The organism is Shewanella gelidii, from assembly GCF_014647855.1.
Lineage (GTDB): Bacteria > Pseudomonadota > Gammaproteobacteria > Enterobacterales > Shewanellaceae > Shewanella > Shewanella gelidii.
The window spans coordinates 23,844-44,602 of the sequence record NZ_BMPZ01000008.1 but is presented as its reverse complement, the minus strand read 5'-3'; the positions used below and the strand labels follow the sequence as shown (position 1 = coordinate 44,602).

19 protein-coding genes and 1 pseudogene are annotated in these 20,759 nt (G+C 44.9%); 11 read left to right on the top strand and 9 right to left on the bottom strand.

Going from position 1 to position 20,759, the window contains the following annotated elements:
• Positions 1–248 precede the first annotated feature (248 nt).
• Complete coding sequence (locus tag IEY18_RS13330) at positions 249–983, top strand: nucleoside phosphorylase (RefSeq protein WP_188921631.1); 735 nt, start codon at positions 249–251, stop codon at positions 981–983.
• A 100-nt stretch (positions 984–1,083) separates the two neighbouring features.
• On the opposite strand, the gene IEY18_RS13325 is transcribed toward IEY18_RS13330, so the two are convergent.
• Positions 1,084–3,627, bottom strand: coding sequence for a TonB-dependent receptor plug domain-containing protein (locus tag IEY18_RS13325; protein WP_188921629.1), 2,544 nt, complete (start codon positions 3,625–3,627; stop codon positions 1,084–1,086).
• Positions 3,628–4,195: 568 nt separating this feature from the next.
• On the opposite strand from IEY18_RS13325, the gene IEY18_RS13320 reads away from it, so the two are divergent.
• The 6 genes from IEY18_RS13320 to IEY18_RS13295 all read left to right on the top strand — a co-directional run bounded on the left by IEY18_RS13320 (position 4,196) and on the right by IEY18_RS13295 (position 11,565).
• The gene (locus IEY18_RS13320) at positions 4,196–5,578 is read left to right on the top strand and encodes an alanine/glycine:cation symporter family protein (RefSeq protein WP_188921627.1); all 1,383 of its coding nucleotides are present in this window, start codon (positions 4,196–4,198) and stop codon (positions 5,576–5,578) included.
• 593 nt (positions 5,579–6,171) lie between these two features.
• A complete protein-coding gene (locus IEY18_RS13315) occupies positions 6,172–7,071 on the top strand; it encodes a hypothetical protein (protein WP_188921625.1) in 900 nt (299 codons plus the stop codon).
• A gap of 57 nt (positions 7,072–7,128) precedes the next feature.
• Positions 7,129–8,310, top strand: a complete 1,182-nt coding sequence (locus IEY18_RS13310) for a DUF5692 family protein (protein ID WP_229779889.1) — start codon at positions 7,129–7,131, stop codon at positions 8,308–8,310.
• 115 nt (positions 8,311–8,425) lie between these two features.
• Complete coding sequence (locus tag IEY18_RS13305; protein ID WP_188921623.1) at positions 8,426–9,283, top strand: hypothetical protein; 858 nt, start codon at positions 8,426–8,428, stop codon at positions 9,281–9,283.
• Positions 9,284–9,356: 73 nt separating this feature from the next.
• Positions 9,357–9,920 carry a chalcone isomerase family protein gene (locus tag IEY18_RS13300; RefSeq protein WP_188921621.1) on the top strand — a complete coding sequence of 188 codons (564 nt, stop codon included), beginning with the start codon at positions 9,357–9,359 and terminating at the stop codon, positions 9,918–9,920.
• A gap of 190 nt (positions 9,921–10,110) precedes the next feature.
• Positions 10,111–11,565: a methyl-accepting chemotaxis protein gene (locus tag IEY18_RS13295; RefSeq protein WP_188921618.1), complete on the top strand. Its 1,455-nt coding sequence runs from the start codon at positions 10,111–10,113 to the stop codon at positions 11,563–11,565.
• A gap of 101 nt (positions 11,566–11,666) precedes the next feature.
• Here IEY18_RS13295 and IEY18_RS13290 read toward each other — a convergent pair whose 3' ends face one another.
• The 5 genes from IEY18_RS13290 to IEY18_RS13270 all read right to left on the bottom strand — a co-directional run bounded on the left by IEY18_RS13290 (position 11,667) and on the right by IEY18_RS13270 (position 14,909).
• On the bottom strand, positions 11,667–11,852 hold the full coding sequence (locus IEY18_RS13290; protein ID WP_188921616.1) for a hypothetical protein: 186 nt from the start codon (positions 11,850–11,852) through the stop codon (positions 11,667–11,669).
• 368 nt (positions 11,853–12,220) lie between these two features.
• Complete coding sequence (locus IEY18_RS13285; protein WP_188921615.1) at positions 12,221–12,913, bottom strand: TorF family putative porin; 693 nt, start codon at positions 12,911–12,913, stop codon at positions 12,221–12,223.
• 298 nt (positions 12,914–13,211) lie between these two features.
• A complete protein-coding gene (locus IEY18_RS13280; protein WP_188921613.1) occupies positions 13,212–13,484 on the bottom strand; it encodes an HU family DNA-binding protein in 273 nt (90 codons plus the stop codon).
• Positions 13,485–13,634: 150 nt separating this feature from the next.
• Positions 13,635–14,432, bottom strand: a complete 798-nt coding sequence (locus IEY18_RS13275) for a response regulator (protein WP_188921611.1) — start codon at positions 14,430–14,432, stop codon at positions 13,635–13,637.
• 78 nt (positions 14,433–14,510) lie between these two features.
• The gene (locus IEY18_RS13270; protein ID WP_188921609.1) at positions 14,511–14,909 is read right to left on the bottom strand and encodes a hypothetical protein; all 399 of its coding nucleotides are present in this window, start codon (positions 14,907–14,909) and stop codon (positions 14,511–14,513) included.
• Positions 14,910–15,425: 516 nt separating this feature from the next.
• Between IEY18_RS13270 and IEY18_RS13265 the strand changes: the two genes are divergently transcribed.
• The 3 genes from IEY18_RS13265 (at position 15,426) to IEY18_RS13255 (ending at position 17,361) form a co-directional block, all read left to right on the top strand.
• A complete protein-coding gene (locus IEY18_RS13265) occupies positions 15,426–15,935 on the top strand; it encodes a DUF4240 domain-containing protein (RefSeq protein ID WP_188921607.1) in 510 nt (169 codons plus the stop codon).
• 351 nt (positions 15,936–16,286) lie between these two features.
• Positions 16,287–16,937 carry a type 1 glutamine amidotransferase gene (locus IEY18_RS13260; RefSeq protein ID WP_188921605.1) on the top strand — a complete coding sequence of 217 codons (651 nt, stop codon included), beginning with the start codon at positions 16,287–16,289 and terminating at the stop codon, positions 16,935–16,937.
• Complete coding sequence (locus tag IEY18_RS13255) at positions 16,930–17,361, top strand: PACE efflux transporter (protein ID WP_188921603.1); 432 nt, start codon at positions 16,930–16,932, stop codon at positions 17,359–17,361. Before IEY18_RS13260 ends, IEY18_RS13255 begins: the two co-directional genes overlap by 8 nt.
• Positions 17,362–17,428: 67 nt before the next feature.
• Here the strand turns inward: IEY18_RS13255 and IEY18_RS13250 are convergent, their stop codons facing one another.
• Positions 17,429–17,734, bottom strand: a complete 306-nt coding sequence (locus IEY18_RS13250; protein ID WP_188921602.1) for a hypothetical protein — start codon at positions 17,732–17,734, stop codon at positions 17,429–17,431.
• A 223-nt stretch (positions 17,735–17,957) separates the two neighbouring features.
• Here IEY18_RS13250 and IEY18_RS13245 point away from each other — a divergent pair, with 223 nt between their 5' ends.
• A complete protein-coding gene (locus IEY18_RS13245; RefSeq protein WP_229779882.1) occupies positions 17,958–18,500 on the top strand; it encodes a DUF3016 domain-containing protein in 543 nt (180 codons plus the stop codon).
• Here IEY18_RS13245 and IEY18_RS13240 read toward each other — a convergent pair.
• Both IEY18_RS13240 and IEY18_RS13235 read right to left on the bottom strand, forming a co-directional pair.
• Positions 18,480–20,230: pseudogene (locus IEY18_RS13240) on the bottom strand (GGDEF domain-containing protein). The gene IEY18_RS13245 and the pseudogene IEY18_RS13240 sit on opposite strands and share 21 nt — an antisense overlap.
• 140 nt (positions 20,231–20,370) lie before the next feature.
• Positions 20,371–20,682 (bottom strand): prephenate dehydrogenase, encoded by a 312-nt coding sequence (locus tag IEY18_RS13235; protein ID WP_188921598.1) that lies wholly within the window; start codon positions 20,680–20,682, stop codon positions 20,371–20,373.
• Positions 20,683–20,759: the final 77 nt, after the last annotated feature.

The window sequence follows — 20,759 nt, the reverse complement described above, 5'->3', positions numbered from 1 at the left end:
AACCTCTTTCAATGCTCTGTTGCAACGACGTCCTTCAAGCTCTAGCCATTATCGCGTTGGGTGTACCTCTCGATAACGATGGTCTAGTCTCGCTGTGAAAAAGTCAAAACCGTACGCCTTAGTTCGTTCCACGTGTAAGTTTGTAAGCTAGATCTGAGTATCAAAAATAGGGCTTGGTATGCTTGCTAATTTAAAAATAGTGTTGCCTTACGAGCACTCAAGCTGATTAACTTTTCTAGGAACGAATCATGTCTAAAAAAGCTCATATTGCATTGACCCCAGACCAAGTTTCCCAACGTGTGATTGTTTGTGGTGAACCTGCACGTGTGAATCGAATCGCGGCGTTGTTAGATAATCCTCATCCCTTGGCAGAGAACCGCGAGTTTCGTTCTATGGCTGGCATGTATCAAGGCCAGCAGATTACTGTGTGTAGCACTGGGGTTGGCGCTCCTTCAGCAATTATTGCTCTAGAAGAGCTGAACCAATGCGGTGCAAAGCTGGTGATTCGAGTGGGCTCTGCAGGGGCAATACAGCATGGCATTGAGCTTGGAGACTTGATTGTGGCTGAGTCTGCGGTCCGCGATGAAGGCGGCTCACTCTCCTATGTTGAGGCACAGTATCCGGCAACAGCAGATCGCCACCTTACCAATGGGCTCGAGTCATTCCTGGTTCAACACAATGTGCAGCACCATGTGGGCGTAGTTCGGTCACACGACAGCTTTTATCGGGATGATGAGAGCAGCATTTGTGAACACTGGCATAGTCGCGGTGTTTTAGCCTGCGATATGGAAACATCTGCTTTGTTTACCGTTGGACGGCTACGGGGTATGCAGGTTGCGTCGGTTTTGAATAACGTTGTGGTGTACCAGCAAGATATTCAAGCGGGCATCAATCAGTATGTTGATGCAGATACTGCCATGATGGACGGTGAACTTTTGGCTGCCAAAGCTGCGTTACACGCTTTAGTGTCTTTGCGTTGTTAGCTAGAGGGTTCAAATTTTACCAAAAAAATACCAGGCACTCCGGCCTGGTCAAGTTGGGTATCACAAGGAGTGATAAGGTTTGGCGTGAGCAATCCGTGCTCTAGAAGGTGAAGTTCACCTTAGCCGAATAGGTTGTGCCATCAAAACCATAAGGTAGTGCGCGCACTGGATACTGGAAAGCCTGATTGGTGATGAAGTCTAGCGCTTCATCTTCACCTAGCTCATCTGGGCGAACGTCAAAGATGTTGTTCACTGCGATAGAGAAGCTCAAAGCATCGGTTAGCTGGTAATCAAAGTTCAAGTCAATTAACACTGCAGATTCAACTGTACTGGTCGGTTCAAACGAACCCGTTGGGGATAAGAAGCCCGGTAAACCAATATGGTCGTTGCCAAAATAGATGACATCTGTTTCACCAAAGTAATTGGCACGTAATAGGGCATGCCAATCATTCTTCGAGTAATCGAAGGTCAAGGTTGCCCGTTCTTGGGGCTGGCCATCAGTCAGGAAGCTACGTTGTAAGTCGTCTAGTGCGACATTTTCAGGTATGCCTTCTGGGGCGTTGACACTATCAATTTCTGTTTCGTTAATATTTCCTGCCAAAGTGATATCGAAATCACCTTGGTATAGCTCAGTTTTGTAGGTGACAATTAAATCAACGCCTTGCGTTGTTGAATTGACTGAGTTTGAGAAATAGTTGGCTTGCACTGCACCGGTTTCATTGAGTGCGGCAACGGCGGCAGGATTAAATGAAACTTGGTCTTCAGAGAGCAAACTCCCGAGAGTAATGCGATCCTCAATTTCGATTTTGTAAGCATCCACTGTAACAGATACTTCATCGGTAACATCAAATACTGCACCTAAGCTGAAGTTTTTTGATTTCTCAAGCTCAAGTGAATCTACCCCTAGCGCCGACGGGAATGGTGAACCAGCTGTTGCAGTGAATGACTGCGAAAGTACGCCACCAGGACCTAAGTTACTTGTATAAGCGGTATAGGCACTTTGCTGTAGTGACGGTGCTCTAAAGCCGGTCGATACCGCGCCACGCAATGCAAAACTATCACTCACATCATAGCGGCTAGAAAGCTTACCTACGAGGTCATCGCCTGAATCTGAGAAGTCTTCATAGCGCGCCGCAACGCCAACAAGCCATTCGTCAGTGACTTGGGTTTCCACATCAAGGTACACGGCATAACTATGGCGATCTGCTGAACCGGCCGCGTCAGGTCGTAAACCTGGGTAAGCTTGGAATCCGCAACCCGCGTAAACAGCTGGGTCCATAACTGATGGGAATGCATTGCTACTATTTGATGGGCCACATGCATAGGACGCAAGTTCGCCTGCAACAATTTCATAATTTTCTTGGCGGTACTCGGCACCAAAAGCAACGTACAAAGAGTCCGAGTGACCAATATCTACTACACCAGCTATATCAGCATTGAAGGTTAACTGGTCGAAGCGGAAGCCACCGCTATAACCTGAGGTTGGACCTGCGTTGGCCGCAATGTCGGCATCTGTAGCACTAGGATTGTTATATAAATACTCAGCAGCGTATGACGCATTGATTGTGTTTCGAGAATCAAAGTCGTAACGGTTTTCGCCGTATACGCCCGACACATCAAATTGCCAGTCGTCATTCAGATCGCCTCTGAGGCCCATCGCAATAGAAACATCTTGTGCTTCGTTATCGATGAGTGGCAAGAATCCATCTGGATATAGCTGAGGAACGTTTTTGGCAGACTCATTAAAATTACGGAAAAACCCATTGCCTAGTGCAGTTCGATTTGAGTAGCCGCCAAATGCGTAGAGTTCATGTTCGGCAAGCGGTGCCATTGCATTGAAAAATACTGACGTAAATTCAGAATCTGCGTTGCCTTGCTTCCAGCGAACACTATCCGACAGCGTGCCAGGAGCAATTGAAGAAGAGCCACCAATATCTTTTTGAGCGCGATTGGTGCCGTTATAGTCTCGATATTCTAATGAGAGGTTGATAAAGCCGTCATCAGCAATATCAAAACCTGTGTTTAAGCCCAAAGAATAGCCGTCACCATCCCCTTCAGTTGTGCCACCGGTTTGTAGGTAACCTTCAGTAACATCCGTGGTATTTTTAAGGGATAGATTGATCACACCTGCAATTGCATCTGAACCATATTGGGCAGCGGCGCCATCACGAAGAACCTGTACATCTTGCAACGCAATCATCGGGATTGCATTCATATCGGTGCCGGCTGCGCCAGCGCCTACAGTACCGTTTAAGCCAAATATCGCTTGGGTATGGCGACGTTTGCCATTAATGAGAACTAAAGTTTGATCCGGCTGTAAGCCTCTCAAGGTTGCTGGGCGAAACAAATCTGAGCCATCAGACACTTGGGTGCGGCTAAAATTAAATGAAGGTACGGTTGCTTGTAAGCTTTGCCCTAACTCGGTAAAGCCACTTTTAGTGAGACTTTCTCCTGAGATAATGTCAACTGGTACTGCTGAATCTGTTGCCGTTCTGTTCGATACACGGGTTCCTAGTACTGCAATTTTTTCTACATCTGCGTCTGCCACTTCTGGGGCAGTATTTTCCGCTGCATAGATTGTGTTACTTGTCAGTGCTAGGCCGATCGCTAATGTTAACGAATGGAGGCGAAACTTTGTTGTCATATCATCAAATTCCCAAAACTTACGCTGTTCTTATTGTTGGTTGTTTATCGTTGTTGTTATATATCCCGAAAAATGCGCGTGGATAAATATTCGGTTTTGCAGCATATATTGTCGAAGGCTGTTTTGTCTAATGTTTCTTGAATGAAAAAAATTTGTTAACAGTCGCAGTGTGAGATTATCCACGCTAACCAGTCAGTAAAAAGGCTTAAAAACAAAAGGATGTGAGCTGAGGGCAGAAAATATTAATTTTGATGTGCTTCGCCATATTTAGGCTTTAGTCGAATAATAAATACCTTAATCATATTGTGGTTAACATTTACCATGACTTTTTTATGCGAAATTTTGATTGTGTAGGCTAAGCGGCGTGTAGTCTTTGGCTCCCCATTTGTGAACAGGAGGATGGGTATTGGTGTGGTTCTTATCGCTGCATATATGTTGCTGATTTGTTGTTTCGGGTTTGATTCCATTTCATAGTTATTCATTGTAATCTGGTTTGAGGCTCAAGTTGATGGCTGTTCGTTGCAACGACAGTGGCTTTACAAATAACAAAAAATAAGAAGAGGAAAGAATGGAATCGATTACAGCAGCGATTAAATTGATCAATGAGGTCGTGTGGGGGACACCCATGCTCGTTATGATTTTGGGAGTGGGGTTATTTTTGTCCGTTGGTTTGCGTTTGATGCCAGTATTGAAATTAGGAACCGGCTTTAAACTTCTTTGGTCCGGTAGAATTCCTGATAAGGATAGTGATGCTAAGGGAGAGATCAGCCCCTTTAATGCGTTAATGACGTCACTCTCTGCCACTATCGGCACCGGTAATATTGCTGGTGTGGCGACTGCAATTTTTATCGGTGGACCGGGTGCTTTGTTCTGGATGTGGTGTACTGCGCTTGTGGGGATGGCGACCAAATTTGCAGAAGCTGTGCTCGCAGTCAAGTACCGTGAAGTTGATGCGAAGGGCCAGCATATTGGCGGTCCGATGTACTACATCAAAAATGGTCTTGGAAGCAAATGGGCATGGCTCGGAACCGCGTTTGCTCTATTTGGATCTTTTGCCGGTTTTGGTATTGGCAATACAGTGCAAGCAAACTCTGTTGCTGATGCGTTGCAAAGCAATTTTTCCATTCCAGTGTGGGTGACGGGTGTTGTATTGATGCTGCTGGTGGGTGCCGTGCTGATGGGCGGGATTAAACGAATTGCCGATGTTGCAGGCAAACTCGTGCCGATGATGACGGTATTTTATATTGCAGCAGGTTTGGCTGTTTTATTGATGAATCTGACTGAGATCCCTGCTGCAATCAGTTTAATTATTGAAAGTGCCTTTAGCCCTGTTGCGGCAGAAGGGGGCTTTGCCGGTGCTACGGTTTGGGCGGCGATCCGTTTTGGTGTAGCTCGCGGGGTCTTTTCAAATGAGGCCGGGCTAGGAAGTGCGCCTATCGCCCATGCTTCTGCGCAAACAAATAACCCCGTTGCTCAAGGGTTAGTAGCTATGCTTGGTACATTTATCGATACATTGATTGTTTGTAGTATTACAGGCCTAGCAATCATTGTGACTGGGGTTTGGACTTCCGGTGAAAATGGCGCGTCGTTAACTTCATTCGCTTTTGCTGAAGCGATCCCTCTTGGCAATTATATTGTCGCAATTGCCTTATCGGTCTTTGCATTTACAACGATTTTGGGCTGGAGTGTTTACAGCGAAAAGTGTGTGCAATATTTACTTGGGGTCAAAGCCGTAATCCCTTTTCGATTGGTGTGGACGATAGCGGTGCCTTTAGGTGCTGTGAGTTCGCTGGACTTCATATGGTTATTAGCAGACACCCTCAATGCGATGATGGCAATTCCAAATTTGATTGCACTTGCCTTGTTGAGTCCGGTCGTTTTTGCGTTAACGCGTGAGTATTTCCTGAAGAAACGTGAAATTGATGCAGAGCTTGCCCGTCGTGGTAAATAGCAACTCTTTCTCAATTGGTTAAATTCAAAAAGCGCCTACGGGCGCTTTTTTGTTGCAGACAAATGAAATCGTACCCATCAACCCAGGTGTGTCGATGACCCTTTAGTATCGATAACCCCGTCGTATCGATGACACCGCTGTCATCGTCAAGCCCATTGGGACTTACTTTCGCTCTCAACTTGGGGGCAGGTATAGAGACAAAAGTCTGCGGCAGCTGTTCGTTTAGATTAAAGACTGAATTCTCCAAAAGGCTGCTCAGATCTCTAGCGAGGCAAAAACAAACCTCCCCGTAAACTCTGACCTTAATCCCCTGCGCGCGATAACACAGCTCAAAATAACCGCACAATATGTTGTGCACTTGCGCAGATGCTTTATTTGCAACTGGTGATCCAGTTCACAAGTTGGCCTCGTCCCCTTAGAAATTCTAGCGACCGAAATTACTTAACGTGATCTAGATCATGTTAAATGTTGAGTTTCACAACTAGAGTAATAACTCTAATTTAGAGTATTTGCTCTATCTTTTTCGAGTTAAAGCAAATAGTCACCTTTTGGCGCAGTGATGCGCATGTGGACTAAACGTACTTGGAGGCGTTATGGACATCCCTGTTTGGCAATATGTCGTAACTATGACTGGCTATATTGTAATTCTATTAGTGTTGGTGGAAGGCATGCGCCGTACACCAAGATTCACAGCTGTGGTATGGCTGCTTTCTTTGCTGACAGCACCGCTGTGGGCTGAGCAGCTTGATGGGTGGTTTCGTTGGGCAAAAACATTGAGTGTTTTATTGCCAACAGCATTCATTGTTGGCGGTGCACGTATTGCCTGGCTTTACCATGATAATCCGAGCCGAGTTTTGAAGCTGTTCCGTGGCGACTGGGTATTGAAATTCCTCTACGCCATGCTGTTCCTGAACATTTTTGAAGCGACAGCGAAGGACGCCGTAACCGGAAACTATTTTAACGCCATCTGCGGCTTCATTTTATGTATCACGATTCCGTTCCCTCGATACAAAAATGGCAAGCGTCTTTACTGGGTGATTGGTCGTGACAAGCCAAATGACCTCTTGTTTTACTCAACTGCGGCGTGGAACTTCCTATATACAACTTGGAACCTTGCCTTTGTGTTTGGTGAAAGCCCGGCCTTCTTTGCAAGCTCCTTCTGTATTCTGATGGCGGCAGAGATCTACCCCATCATTAAAGGGCGCCCTGAGTTATACATTATCGCCCGTGTATATACCTTAGCTTTCCACCTCTTCATTCGAGCCAATAGCGATATCTTCGTGCCGCTTATGGATTCGACCAAGTGGTATAACGACAACGTTCTGTATTACTGGGGTGCTATTAACCTCGTACTACATATCCCATTTGCCATCTGGTACTTCAAAGTTCAGAAACAAACTGGCGAGCCACCGTATGGTGACAACCCGCCGCCGGCCATTGCTGATATTGAATCAGACTCTGACTTAAACCAATCAAAACCAACAGCGGCTTAGGTTTCATAGAGCACCGTGGCTGCGGTGCTCTGCTTGAGCCCCAAAAGAGACAAGACTATGCAATTAGGATTTAGACGACTTTTCAGTGCAATGATTGCGCTGGTATTGATCGGCTTTACTACCTTGGCGACGGCAGCAACTGATATTGATGCCACTCAGACCCGAGTTGACGATATCAAAGGCAAAGTTTGGCAAGGCACACGTGATGGTAAGCCTGGCGAAGGCAGTTTGTTTTATCGCTTGGAGTTTGGCGACAGTAATCAAGTTGATGTGCTGAAGCAGTCAGGCGGATTTAACAAAACAGAGCAACTGACTTGGTCGCTTCACGGTGAACTGCTGACGATCACCAGTGCCGATGGCAATGAAATCAAAGATTTCGATGGCGCCACAATGGCATTTGTGGATAGCGAAGAGATGCGCTTTACCCTTGGGGATGACGGATTCAATTTCCATAAGTGGTACCAAAACCGCGCATATTTACATGTTCTCTTCGTCTTGTTTGGTCTGATGGCGCTGAATGAACTATGTCGTCGCTACAAGTGGAGTAACCATATTCTTTGGTTTGTTCTGCCGATTGCGTTGATTCCATTGTGGTCTAGCTACGAGATCAGCTACTGGTTTAAGTGGGTGAAATTGTATTCGGTTGTGGGTGCCGCAGCACTGTTCACTCTGATCCGTTTTACCAAAATTGGCGATATGAAATGGGCAAAATTCGGCGCTGCCGCCTTCTTAGCCATCAATATTTCTGAAGCGGTTATGCAAGATTTTAGTATGGGGAACGCCGCCAATATCCTCAACGCCATTGGTGGTGTGCTGTCGATTATTACTTTGGCTGGTTGGGCAAAAATTCATGCCGACAAAACCAAAGAGCAAGACATGATTTGGCCTGCGATGACGACATTCTGGATTGTCGCGTATGACGTTTGGAACATTGTATTTGTCTATCTGAATTTCCCCGGCTCTGCCACCGCTCAATTTATGGTGCTTGTCGCTGCTACGTTGCCAGCCCTATTTATTAAAAAGGGGACTTGGTTACAAGCGCGTGCATTTACGTTAGCGGGTTCATTTATGTATTACTTCAGCTGCCCATTCATGTACGAAAGCAATGTGGTACCGCTACCGCGTAATGATGACTTGATGTTTGCTGCAGGTATGGCGAGCTTCCTGATCAACTCCGCATATGCCTTCGTGTTCTTTGGTGGTAAATGGAAGCAACGTCAGGTCGCCCAAACGGCTTAAACACGATGAATCTACCCAGGTGCTGTGAAAACAGCACCAATACAACAAGATGCGTAACCAGATTAAAAATATAAAAACACACAAAATCAATATATTAAAGATGATGGGGTGAACTATGAAACTACGAATTTTATCGCTTGCAGTAATTGCGTCTATGGCTTCTGGCTTAACATTTGCCGCCGATGCAGACAAAGAAGCTGATATTGATATGTCCAACCCAACCGATGTTTATACATCGTTAGGCATGTCATATGGTACAGCCGGTGCCAATATTAAAGGCCAGCTTATGCTGTCGCAAAAAACTGCTAGCAGCGGGCAAAAAACCGGTGTGATTTTTGAAGCAAAAAACATCTTCAACGAAGATGCGGATACGGCAAAGTTTAGCGGCATGGTGAATCACCCAGATTATGGGATGGTTCCTACGTTCAATGACACGAAGAGCGAGCGATCTTATCGTTTACGTTACGGCACCATCGATACCACCAATGGTACGGGGTGGTCGATTGATGCTGTAATGGGGGACCATCCTTTCTATGGTAACTATGCCGTCGTTCAAGCGGGACCTGTGATGACGATTCCTGTTACGGACAAAATCTATGTGTGGCCGATTCTTTATGCCGGTGCGGTCGTTGTTGAAGACAATATGCCCGACCTCATCGGAGAGCAAACGACAGCCGTTTCAAGCAGTGGGATTGATATTCCATCTCTGGTCATGACAGGTATGGTATACGCGCGTTATGCCATTAATGATAACTGGTGGACGCTATTGAGTGCCAGCTATACCAAAGAGGTGCAAGGTAAGTCGTGGAAGGATGATGTGATGGATGGTGGCTTACAAATGCCGAGTTTCCAAGGCGAGTTTACAGTGGCTTACCAGCTGACCAAAAAGCAGAATATTCGAGTGAACTATAAGACGGATAATAGCGACAGCACAGATGATATTTACTGGCTGGAGTATAACCACGCTTTCTAAGCGTTGCGGCTCACTTACGAATTGATGAGTGAGCCTTTTCTGTTTTTTATCACGATTTAATTTGGAGATGATCATGAAAAAGCAATTGTTATTCGCTGCAGCATTCATGGGGTTAAGTGGATTTGCTCAGGCAGGTGTTGAGGTCTCTGGTGTTGAAGTGCCTGATTCGATAACACCGCAGGAAACTCTGTTGAAATTCAACGGTGCTGGTGTACGAAGTAAGTTTTTTGTTGATTTATATGTTGGTTCTCTATTCACCACGGCAAAGGTTCAAGATGGCGCAAGCGTGTTGAATAGCGACCAGCCTGCAGCAATTCGCTTGAACGTCACTTCGGGCATGATTACGTCTGAAAAAATGACGAATGCACTTAATGAAGGGTTTGAAAAAGCGACGGGTGGTGATACCAGCAAAATAGATGACAGCATTAAAGCGTTTATCGCCGTTTTTGATGAGCAGATTAAAGAAGGTGATCAGTTTACTTTCCTAAGTGTGCCGGGTCATGGCATTACGAGCTTCAAGAATGGCAAGAAACTGTCGGTGACCGGCGATGATATATTCCGTAAAGCGGTGCTTGGGATCTGGTTAGGTCAAAACCCAACCGATGAAGATCTGAAGGAAGATATGCTCGACAGCTAAACTATTTTTTTTAAAGTGGCTTTACAGTTGGTTGCTCCTGAAATTGAACGTTCAACGTCAGTTATGTAAACGTCACCCTGCGTCTTCAATCATGTGTGCTAATGACCAAAGGCGCTGGTCTTCGGAGTCTTATCTATCGTTACATCGAGATATTTGACCCCAAAGGGCGCGCAATTGCTAAGGAATATCTATGACTCCATTGGCGTTATGGCGTGCCCTTTTTTTAGATAAAGGTTTACAGCGGACTACTCAGTCTTATCAATTTATCGATACACTCCTCTTTTTCACCTTATTGTCATTTTTTACTGGTCTTTACAGCCTTATGAAATGGTATCAGCATCAACATGAGCCACTGATATTGACTTCGGTCCTGTTGATTATGACTCAGCTAACTGCAGGCACCGCACTGCGCTTGTTTAACGTGCCACGGTTTGCGTTAAATATGGGCTTTTTGGGTATGGTAATCCACGCGCTGAACTTAGTTTATCAAGGCGGGGGCTTGCTTGAATCGACGCAAAGCTTTTGGGTGGTAGTACTTATTATTGCATTCTTTTTAACTGCTGACCGTGTAACTGCAGTGGGGTGGAGTGCTCTGGTGACTCTTGCTTGTGGGTGGATGTTATATCAATCTCTTGCGGGTCATACTTTGCCTGTGATGCGACTTGATGAAGCGGGTGTCAAAGTGGAGGCTTGGAGCGGGATCATATTGCCATTGGTCGTGATCATTGTTGCCGAAGCGTTTACCGCCACAAAACGTAAGCAGGCTTTAGACAACACGCTTGCAGCGCAAGGCGCAATGACGCAAGCGGCTCAAAAAGCAGAGCAAGGCGCCGAAATGCTGTCGAATGTTCTCAATGATGCGAGTCGTAATAGCGAACAGCTATCCCAAGTGGCAACCTTACTTGATGCACAGTCACATCAGCTACACCGTCAGGTACAAATACTGAATCAGAATTGTGAATCGCAATCCAGCGCCACGCAACAAATGAGTCAGCAGCTTGAACAAATGGATGGTGATATGCAGCGTTCAGATGAGTTTGTTGTGGAGTTGAAGCAGAAAAGTCAGGTGATTGATCAACAAGCGCAGGCAAGTATTGCTTCCCTGCAGGACTCTACTCAAGCGATAGCACAAATCTTATCTAGTAATGAAAAAATACTATCTGTTGCGGATCTGATTACCGCCATTGCAGAGCAAACAAATTTACTTGCATTGAATGCTGCAATCGAAGCGGCACGTGCCGGAGAGCACGGACGTGGCTTTGCTGTGGTTGCAGATGAGGTCCGTGGTTTATCGGCAAGAAGCAACGCCTCAGCGTCAGAAATAAGAACCTTGCTCGTCGACAATATGGCTCAGGTTTCACAAGGGCAAGCGGTGATTGAATCTGGGGCAAAGCAGGTTGCAGACATTATTGAACAAGTGTCTGAGTTGGTCGAGGATGTGAATCGATTGGCTGATATTTTGGGGCATCAAGTGAATGCTGTGGCAGAGCTAAATGCAGCCAGTCAAGATGTTGCGACGAGTGTGGTGTATACCAATCAAGTGTCTGACAGTGTTGCATTACAAGGCGCAGAGCTCAATGAGCGTGTTGAAACGCTAAAACAGCTGGCGCTGGCACTCAATACCAGTATTCATGCAAGTAAATAATGCTCGATAATTTGACTGAGCGATGGTGCAGACCATCAGCTCAGTGAAAGTGTGTACTGCATTTGTTGGTTGAGAAAAGTGGGTTCAATAAAGATGGCACCTTAGAAGTAGTCCAAGTCTGCATCAGCGCCGATTGCTCGTTTTAATTGTATATCATCGAGCATTGATTCGAGGCGTCGTTTGGCGCTTCGCTTTTTCTCTAACATTTTTTGCTTGTTCTGGTTTTTAGGGCAGGCCATCGCTTCTAGCTCAGCATCATTTGGAATGGTCTCTAAAATATGAGTCATAACGTTCACCTTGTTACCTAAAATGTTTTCACTAACGTTATTAGGCTTTGATTTATATAGGTTATTGGCGTCATGGTCTGCCTGTCCATGTCGGCATTTTAGCGACGCCTAATTAGAAAGTAGCAGGCAATCTAAGATTTTTTTGAGAGCTAGGTTGCATTTTGACATAGTCATTTTCAAGAAGGGTGAGCCAAATCTTGAATTAATCTGAATTCGGGTTGTTGTTCACAAACCACTAAATTAGCGCGGTGATTTTGCTAAAAATAGTCTACCTTTTTGTGTCTGACACAAAAAAAGCACCACAAACTGTGGTGCCAAAATTGTTGCTAATTTATAAAAATTATTATTCTCTACAGGACCTTATGGGGTTATAGGTCAAAAGAGTAGCTATATCCTAGAACGACTTTCGCATCGTCTCCGTCTAAATCCGTATCGGCTACCGCAAAAGAAACCGTGCCGATACTCGTGTCTTTGCTTAGTGTTGCGCTGTAATCTGAGTAGTCATCAACACCGTACCAGCTCTCAACGATATCGCCTGAAGACATGCCATAGTGAAAGTCGAGTGCTAAGCCATCTGCGAGCGGAATGCTGACATTGGCTTGTAAATATCCCATGTCGTCACTATCCAGAGGTGCAGAAGCGATATCGTCGCCACCATGAATCGTATGTGCATAGCTTACGCTGAGCCATTTCCAGTTGGCTACAGCGGTTAGCTCGCCAAAATCTACATCACCTGGGGCATCAGGGTAACCGTATAATAGGTAAAAAACGTCGTAGCTAAGATCTTCTGTGATGCTACCAGCATAACCTGCGTATAAGTCCATTTCGAAACTGGTGCCATCACCAAAATCAACATTCGATATCCAAGTGCCCGCATAGAATCCAGACTCATGCTCATAATCAAGGCCACCTTGAACTGCCGTAGAATCAGCAGTTTGGCTTACACCGCGCCATAAGTAGTTTGTTGTGGCGCCAATGTTGCCACTAAACCCTGCAGATGCTGAGCTTGATAACATTAAGCCTAATGCGAGTGCTGTAACTGTCTTTGTTGTCTTATGCATGTTCATCTTCTTCCTTCATCTGTCTACATTGATGTAGATCTGCTATGTAATTGTTGATTTAAAAATGATTGAACTTGCAGATGAATTTGCGATTCTTGTGCCACAATTTGTTATTCAATTAAAACAATGGCTTAGGTTTGGTTGTTGTTACGCTGGTGCAAGCCGTTGATTTAGGATGATGCAGGCGTGCACCTTTTTTGTGCACATTTCGTTGAAATGTGGTTCATACGTATAGAGAGGTCACGGGGACAAAAAAGCCCCCGAGAACGGAGGCTTTTATAGATAAAGTGAATCAGTATTAGTTCACGCTATCTTTTAAAGATTTACCAGCTTTGAACTTAGGTACAACGGCTTCAGGGATTTGGATCTCTTTACCGGTTTGTGGGTTGCGGCCTGTGCGAGCTGCACGGGTAGATGTTTCAAATGAACCAAAACCAACGATTGAGATTTTCTCACCGTTTTTCATGGTTTCAGTAACAGCTTCTTCAAATGATTTTAGAGCACGTGCTGCTTCCGCTTTAGAGAGTTCTGCACCTTCAGCAATCTTTGCAACTAATTCAGTCTTGTTCATATTGATTGTCTCTTCTTTCCGTAGATTTTTGATTTATTTTAACCTCGCCTAACATGCCATAAGGTTCAAGACATGGAAAGCGTTTTACCCATAGAAGATGGTCTAATAGTTTAATTTATTAGAGGGTTTTCCTCGGTTTGTGATGTAGTCCTAATCTTCAAGCAGTTGATATAGTATTTGCTTCACAAGTTGTGGCTCAAAAGGTTTATCGCATAACGCATTCACGCCAGCTTGGGATACGTTCGCCAGATGGGTGTCATTTGCCTCAGAGGAAACCATCAGAATCGGTACATGGGATTGCTGACTCTCATTGCGAATATATTGCGTTAAAGCGAGTCCATCAACACTTGGCATGTTGTAATCCGTAATCACCAAGTCAAACATTTGCTGTTGCATTAATTCGATTGCTGCTTCGCCATCATTCGCTTCGGTAATTAGCTGTATGCCGAGGTTGCCTATGGTACGGCTAATTATTTTGCGCGCTAGTGAGCTGTCGTCGACAACTAAGACTCTTAGGTTATGAACGTCGAAATGAGACAGGTCCATCTCTTCATGGGTGAGCAGATCTAACGTTGCATTTAGCGCTTTGCCAAGGTGTTCACTGCTAAAGGGCTTGGGAAGAATTGCGACGACGCCTGATTGACGGAACTCTTCGAGTTGCTCTCTACGACATTCGCTAGAAACCAGCATGAACTGAATATCATTAAACTGGCTGGAGCTTTTTAAATCGCGCAGCAATTCCAATGCATGGCCATCTTCAAAGTGCATGGCACTGGCGATGAGATCTGGTTGATGGCGTTCAATGATAGCTTTAGCTTCGGCAATGTTGGTGGCCGTTTGTATTGCCCGAACGCCTTCATTTGACAGTTGGTTAGCAATAATTTTTTGTTGAGTTGTTGATGGCTCAAGTAAAAGAATTGAGAGTTCATCAGGTGAAAGTGTGCTCATGGAATTAATTTATTGCGTCGAATTGATTTTGAATACGCTACGTGATCAACAACAAGTTAGCAACATTCATCATTCAGTTCACACTGTAGTTGCAGGACTTTTAAGCAAAAAAGCTTTGGTACTTGCCGAAAAAGCAACCCAGTATTGAAATCCCAGCAAAACAATAATTCCGGAGACAACCCAAGGCATAGGAATATTGATGCCGTCGATGACGACTTTTACGTCTTCGGGCGTGATTTGGTAAGCCAATATTGCGGTGACAGCTAGAGCTGCAAAGCCAAGGGTTTGCAGTAATACGTAGAGTTTAAAAATAATTGCAGCCCATGGCGCTCGAATGGCGATACCAATAAACACGGGAACAACGCCAAAGGTAAACAGGTCGATACCTCCGCCATGAAGTGCTCGCCAAATCGCAACCACTGCGAATACGAGGTAAACCAGCATGAGTATACCCAGTTGAATAGGGAGGTTGCGCATTGTGGTGCCTTCGATCAAATTTACATAGGCCGCTAGTTTATGCAAATCATGGTTTTCAGTCCAATGTTACCTTGAGCCATCTCGATGAAGCCGTCGCTGATGACGCCTCTGGATTCAGAGCATACTATTTCAAGCTTGAGAACCGTCATGGTCGGTTAATCACTTCCTATAGCAGAGGTGCTAAGCAAACATATTGCTTGCATTCAGGCTTTTACAAAACACAAGAAAAGTTAAATATGTTACCAAACAGCCTTGAGCTTTTGTCCCATGATTTAGGCTAGAAGTGCAGGCAAAGCTTTCTATTTAGGGAAGCTCGTTGAGGTAGATATTCACTCTTTTAAAATGAGAACCGAGACGTGCATTAATGATGCCTCCGCAGAGGCCAAGTACTTTTATTATAAAAATGGGAACGTGGTCGGTGAGAAGTCATAACCTCGCTTTTCTGTACGTTAAAACCATATCTTAAATCAGGGTATCAATGTAAAATGGTCGTCATCGCAATGAAGAATAATAGCTATGACAGAAAACGAGTTTTGGATTTTGGTCGCGCGCAATAGACCAGAACAAACCCAAGAAGAATTGGTGCGCAAACTTAAACTCAGCATTACTCCGCTGAGTGATGAAGACCTCAAAGCATTTGACAAGCTTTATGGACAAAAAATGCGCTTGCTATATCGTTGGGATATCTGGGGCTGCGCGTATATTGTCGGCGGTTGCGACTCAGAGTATGACTTTGCTGAGTTCCGGAATTTTGTCATTTCTTTAGGGCAAGAATGGTTTGAACGAGTGATTGCTGACCCTGATGCTCTCGGTGAATTGGACTCCTGGCCATTAAAAGATGGCAATGCATATCCCTATATTGAGGATTATGATCTAGTCGCGGGGCAGATTTACGAGGACAGGACCAATCTGGAGTTACCTTTTGTGCCTTCTGGTAAGGCGACACCTGCGGGTAAAAAATTCAAGACAAAATCTAAAGGGCTTAAGAAAACTTACCCTAAAATGAGTGCTCGCTTTCCATTCTAGTCGCTGCATTCGATTTAAAGCAGTCCTATTTTTTAGTAAAAGGGCTGCCGCTTTGGGCAACATCATTGTAGAATGAATCCGTGTAAGGACGACCTTACTTTAAGCATAAAAACTTGGGGACGGCCCCATCAAGGTTAATTGATTAACTAAGATAGGAGCGATAATGCCGAACCTCACCCCCCATATAACAACCTCTCTTATACACACCCTATATCATGGTTTGATCGCTCTACGCCGATGGTTGCGGGCAGCTTCTTTATTGAGATGGCAAGCTAAAGGCTATCGCCTTGCGAACTTTTATTTCAAAAACTCCATGGGCAACTTAACGTCTCTATTGGAGGAAACGCAGTAATGGATATTGCAGTATTTCAGCATCATCATGCTGAAGGTGTTGGACGCATTGCACAATGGGCGCAGGCCCATGGCGCACAATTAACTTGTTTTCTTGCACCTGAACAATTGCCTCAAACCTTGTGTGGGTATGATGGCTTGATTGTTTTAGGTGGCCCGATGAACGTGCAAGACAATCCCATGTGGATGCAGCGGGAACGGTACCTGATTCAAGGGGCGCTACAGCGAAAAATACCCATATTAGCGATCTGCTTGGGCGCTCAATTGCTAGCCGCAGAGCTTGGCGCTAGGATTTATAAGTTGCCAGAGCCCGAATGCGGTTGGACACCGGTAACCTTTACAACCGGACAGCGAATGCTGGTGCCGCAATGGCATTATCAAGGTTTTGAGTTCGATGATCGTCTGTCTGTAGAGGTCTTTGCTGATTCTATCTTGTGTCCGCAGCAAGCGTTTAGAACAGAGCATATTCTTGGCTTACAATTTCATCCCGAGTGGGATGATTCTGCGATAGCAACATTGCAAGGCGCGTTCGCAGAGGATTGCCCATTGCGTTTACCCTCAAGAGCATTGGCTCAAAAAAAGTTATCCCGTTGGCTTTTTCCGACATTAGATGTGCTATTTGACAAATGTCGCGAGAATTCGAATGCGTAGCTTTAAAGATCGCGTTCGACATGCCGTGTTATTTGAAGCGGTTCTGTTATGCTTTGCTATTGGATTTGGTCAGCTGTTTTTTCAAGCAGATTTCATTGAGCTTGGTGTATTAGCTTTACTATTAACGCTAATTGCGATGTGCGTGAATGGTGTGTTTAATTTGGGTTTTGATTATTGGTTGTTGAGACGGAATGGGCATACTCAGAAAACTCAAGCGCTGAGAATTTTACATTCGACAGGGTTTGAATTGGTGCTTTTGCTCGTGACAGTTCCAGTGATGGCTTGGGGCTTGAATATCAGCCTTATTCAAGCGTTAGTAGCCGATTTGGGCTTTATCCTGTTTGTGCTGTTTTATGGGTACTTGTTTAACCTTTGGTACGATTGGCAATTTCCTGTCGAAAGCCAGACTTCGCATGAATGCTAATGGGGCTTATGTATTGTAGTTGTCTCGTGGAGCTGGGCTTTAACTGAGACGCTAAACCTAAAGTGCGCTATTTGTGCATCATGGTGTCGCATTGAAACCCTTGTCTGCGAGAATCAAACCCACAATTTAATCCACATTCCCAATTTGCACCGTTTGGGTTGCTCTCAGCCGACTCCGCGTAGGCTTTACACTGCTTGAATGATTGAAATCCATCCTCCTTTTGGTAACGACCAGAATTAAAACCCTTGTTATAAATAAATGCAGACCAAACCTCCGCTGTTTTAGTTTGCTCAGATTGACTAATGCCATATAACGCAGTGCCAAAGCCTGTGAAAATAATTATTGCGACAATAAAGGGCATTGCAGGTTTCATACTGAATATATCTCGGTGGTAAAAGGGCAGTGCATGTTAGCAATGTTTGCAGCTTGAGGTCAGTATCTACGTAATGTAAAGGTTGGCATTTTCCTAGCCAGATGAATAGCGTTTACGTAGGCGGGCTTAAGTTCTGCTGGCAATGAGGGGCATATTAAGCCGTGATTCAGCTTGTTTTTCGTACTATGATGATGTCTTAGTCGATAAGCCAAAGGAGGCCATCGTGAAACTATCTCAGTCTTTCAATACCGCGATTATCATCAGCGGTTTGCTCGCAGGTGCCACCTTTGCTGGTGAGCAAGCCGACAAGCAAAAAAATCCGATGACAGAGCACGGTTTGGTTACCATTGAGTGGCAAGCGCCAGAGAGCTATCGAGATATTGAAGCATCGTCAGGAAAGCAAGAACGCTACGAACAACGTGTGTTTGAAACACTAACGAAATCCTTGGATAAAGAAGCATCAAAGTTTATGCAAGAGCACCAAAAACTGTATCTTGTGGTGACTGATGTTGACTTAGCCGGTGATGTACGCCCTACGTTCGGTGCCACCACGAATGATATTCGAGTTGTCAAAGATATATACCCACCTAGAATGACGTTTAGTTATCAAGTGGTCGATAACGATCAAGTTGTCATCGCTGGAAATGAGAAGCTTTCTGACCTGGGCTTCACAAGTGCCAGTCGTAGAAACCAAAACGAGCCGCTTCGGTATGAGATTAAAATGCTCAATGATTGGCTGAATAAATCACTCAAGCCTATGTTGTAACGGCTTTAAACTGCTTTCTAATAGGCAAAGCTTCGGTGATGAATGCTTTGCCTTTTTTTTGGCCTTAGCACTCAGTTGAGACAGGCTATGTTCGTTTCCTGCTGCAGTTAATTGCGGAGGTAAAACACCGACACAGAGGCTGAGTAAGGGCTGATCACAAGGGACGCCATTTCTATCTTGGGCGCGGATTTTCTGGGTTTGCCAATGTTGCTCATTATAGAACGCGGCTTTTCCTTGCTCAAATTGAGTTAAAATATGCTGGCATTGTTCTAGGATTTGAGCGCCGGTACTGATTACCACAAAGTCATCACCGCCAATATGGCCAATAAATGTATCCTTGCTTTGAAGTCTATGTAATTGGTTACCCAGTTCACGGATCACTTCATCTCCTCGGCAAAATCCATAGACGTCGTTATAGGGCTTAAAGTCACAGAGGTCAAAATATGCCAAATAAAACGACCGGTGATGTAATTGGAGTCGCTTTAATTCTTCTTGAATTGGGACATTTCCCGGTAGCCCTGTGAGTGGATTGGCGTGTCGAGCTGTTTTGATGCGGTGCTCTGTGATCCGCTGTAACAGATCTTTGGTGTGGCCAATACCTAAAAAATGACCTTGGCGCATGATAATGAATTGCTGCGCAACTCTATTATCACTGTCAGCTGTGAGCTGTTGGCTGACATTGGAGAGTGGGTCGCTTGCTTCAAATCGCATTACATTGCGATCCATCACTTCTTCGACTTGATGGTTTTCATGCAATGCTCGTCCATAAGGGGTACTAAAAAGCTCCATTAAATAGTGTCGGCTGATTAATCCCTGTGGGCGGGTATGATGAACGATTGCAATGGCCTGTAAACTGGTGTCTCGAATAAATAGTTCGCTTAGATCTTTGAGTTTGGTTTGCGGAGCAACAGGCGTCGCATTGGTGCATAGGCTCTCAACAGATTCATTGTAGCGTGTGAGTTGTTGAATGGGCCGCTCAGAAGGCTGCAAGTTCAGTTTCGCTTTTGGGTTTTTCTCTGGGTAACCCAGGTAATAGCCCTGACAATAAGTGATGTTGAGCTGCTTAAGAATAGCGAGCTCTGACTCGGTTTCCCCTCTGCGATGACTTTACAAGTGAGGCTCTGGCATAGCTCCACAATCGAACGAACAAACTCTTGTTTGACTGCATATTTGTCAATTTGATGGACAAAATGTCGATCGATTTTGATGTAATCGGGTGCGAGTTCAGACCAAAGCCGAAGTCCCGAGTAGCCAGTGCCAAGATCGTCGATTGCGGTTAAAAAGCCTTGATTACGGTAATGACTTAAACAAGATTTAAGTAAGTCAATATCATCCGCTGGGTGCTGCTCTGATAACTCAATGACAACTTGAGATGGCGGGATACCGAGCCTTTGAAGTAAGGCAATGGTTAACCCCTTGGGATGCTCTGGGTCCAATAGTGCTTTGGGGGAGATGTTGATAAACAGTTTGCCATCTAGGCCACGCTCATAAAACTGCTCAATTGAGACTCGACGGCAAATGGTTTCCAGCTCACTAAGGCGCCCCTCATGTTCAGCCGTTTGAAACAGTGGCACCGGTGCGTGAAGTGGGCCATGTTCTGGGCCTCGACTAAGGGTTTCAAATCCGTGAACCGTTTGGCTTTCGATATTGAATATTGGCTGGAATAACGCAGTTATCGTTCCTTTATCGATAATTTTATCGAGTGTTAATCCAAGGTTGATGGCAACCATTTTTCTTCTGAATGTGGTGGAATAGTCGCTGGAGGTTAGGGGATTAAAATGACATTAAGATGACAGCCAAACTCGGCAAATTGCGGTAGTCAAAACTATAAATCCCCCGCAATTTGAACAAGTTTAGTAGAGAGGAACGTCTATTTACTTTGACTTTTAAAGGCTTGCAAAGTTTGTAAGACCAAAGCGAGCTTGCCTACGACATCTTGCAGGATTTCGGCATCCAATTCAGCTTGGTTTTCTAAAGTCTGTAAGTCTGCTGCAATCTCAGCGACATAGGGGCAAAAGCGAGTATAGTCTTCTTCAAACCCTTGGGATTTTGTAAAAATTGCTGCAAATTTACCATGGCCAGCTTTTTTGAGAGCATCCAGCTTGGCGTCTGCATCGATGGACTGGCGGTAAGCCAGCTGCAAATTCTCTTTTAGTTGCTCAATTACCTTGTTGTGTGGCATAAGTGGGTCTCTCGTAAATATTTGGGCTGATTATAACGTTAATTTGCCAGCGAATGCATAGACTTTAGCTGGATCAG

Excerpts from the sequence above, each read along its gene's own strand:
- IEY18_RS13330 (WP_188921631.1), top strand. The coding sequence starts at position 249 with ATGTCTAAAAAAGCTCATATTGCATTGACCCCAGACCAAGTTTCCCAA.
- IEY18_RS13325 (WP_188921629.1), bottom strand. The coding sequence starts at position 3,627 with ATGACAACAAAGTTTCGCCTCCATTCGTTAACATTAGCGATCGGCCTA.
- IEY18_RS13320 (WP_188921627.1), top strand. The coding sequence starts at position 4,196 with ATGGAATCGATTACAGCAGCGATTAAATTGATCAATGAGGTCGTGTGG.
- IEY18_RS13315 (WP_188921625.1), top strand. The coding sequence starts at position 6,172 with ATGGACATCCCTGTTTGGCAATATGTCGTAACTATGACTGGCTATATT.
- IEY18_RS13310 (WP_229779889.1), top strand. The coding sequence starts at position 7,129 with ATGCAATTAGGATTTAGACGACTTTTCAGTGCAATGATTGCGCTGGTA.
- IEY18_RS13305 (WP_188921623.1), top strand. The coding sequence starts at position 8,426 with ATGAAACTACGAATTTTATCGCTTGCAGTAATTGCGTCTATGGCTTCT.
- IEY18_RS13300 (WP_188921621.1), top strand. The coding sequence starts at position 9,357 with ATGAAAAAGCAATTGTTATTCGCTGCAGCATTCATGGGGTTAAGTGGA.
- IEY18_RS13295 (WP_188921618.1), top strand. The coding sequence starts at position 10,111 with ATGACTCCATTGGCGTTATGGCGTGCCCTTTTTTTAGATAAAGGTTTA.
- IEY18_RS13290 (WP_188921616.1), bottom strand. The coding sequence starts at position 11,852 with ATGACTCATATTTTAGAGACCATTCCAAATGATGCTGAGCTAGAAGCG.
- IEY18_RS13285 (WP_188921615.1), bottom strand. The coding sequence starts at position 12,913 with ATGCATAAGACAACAAAGACAGTTACAGCACTCGCATTAGGCTTAATG.
- IEY18_RS13280 (WP_188921613.1), bottom strand. The coding sequence starts at position 13,484 with ATGAACAAGACTGAATTAGTTGCAAAGATTGCTGAAGGTGCAGAACTC.
- IEY18_RS13275 (WP_188921611.1), bottom strand. The coding sequence starts at position 14,432 with ATGAGCACACTTTCACCTGATGAACTCTCAATTCTTTTACTTGAGCCA.
- IEY18_RS13270 (WP_188921609.1), bottom strand. The coding sequence starts at position 14,909 with ATGCGCAACCTCCCTATTCAACTGGGTATACTCATGCTGGTTTACCTC.
- IEY18_RS13265 (WP_188921607.1), top strand. The coding sequence starts at position 15,426 with ATGACAGAAAACGAGTTTTGGATTTTGGTCGCGCGCAATAGACCAGAA.
- IEY18_RS13260 (WP_188921605.1), top strand. The coding sequence starts at position 16,287 with ATGGATATTGCAGTATTTCAGCATCATCATGCTGAAGGTGTTGGACGC.
- IEY18_RS13255 (WP_188921603.1), top strand. The coding sequence starts at position 16,930 with ATGCGTAGCTTTAAAGATCGCGTTCGACATGCCGTGTTATTTGAAGCG.
- IEY18_RS13250 (WP_188921602.1), bottom strand. The coding sequence starts at position 17,734 with ATGAAACCTGCAATGCCCTTTATTGTCGCAATAATTATTTTCACAGGC.
- IEY18_RS13235 (WP_188921598.1), bottom strand. The coding sequence starts at position 20,682 with ATGCCACACAACAAGGTAATTGAGCAACTAAAAGAGAATTTGCAGCTG.